The organism is Brevibacillus sp. MCWH (genome assembly GCF_013096935.1).
GTDB classification, from domain to species: Bacteria; Bacillota; Bacilli; order Brevibacillales; family Brevibacillaceae; genus Brevibacillus; species Brevibacillus aydinogluensis.
In genome coordinates, this window is record NZ_SDLF01000120.1 from 1 (window position 1) to 510 (window position 510).

Consider the following 510-nt stretch of genomic DNA (forward strand, 5'->3'; position numbering starts at 1 on the left):
CCACTGCGTTATCTAACGCTTTTGCGTTTTGTACCGCATCACCAACACCCATGTTGATGACGATTTTTTCGATTTTCGGAACTTGCATCACAGATTTATAGTTAAACTTGCTCATCAGAGCAGGAACAACTTCTTTCAAATACTTTTCTTTAAGGCGGTTCATTTGAGTACCTCCCTTCCTCAGTCACTTCATTATTTGTCTAAAATTTCACCATAACGTTTCGCATAGCGAACTTTTTTACCGTAAACTACTTTGTATCAAACAAGAGTTTGTAATCATGTTTTTGGATCAAGAGGCATTACGTTTGATACGTGGATTGGCGCCTCTTGGCTGATGATGCCGCCTTGTGGATTTGCTTGAGAAGGTTTTACGTGTTTTTTCACGATGTTTACACCTTCAACAAGCACTCGGTTTTTCTTTGGAAACGCAGCAAGAATAACGCCTTGTTTTCCTTTATCTTTACCAGAGATCACTTGTACTTTATCACCTTTTTTTACATGCATCTGAAT

At 38.6% G+C, this 510-nt stretch carries 1 protein-coding gene and 1 pseudogene; both read right to left on the reverse strand.

What is annotated here, in order from left to right; all coding sequences use genetic code 11:
- On the reverse strand, positions 1–163 hold a 163-nt coding region (rplE, locus tag ETC00_RS19655; RefSeq protein ID WP_171567727.1), incomplete at its 3' end, for a 50S ribosomal protein L5.
- Between the two features lie 29 nt (positions 164–192).
- Positions 193–504: pseudogene (gene rplX, locus ETC00_RS19660) on the reverse strand (50S ribosomal protein L24).
- Positions 505–510: the final 6 nt, after the last annotated feature.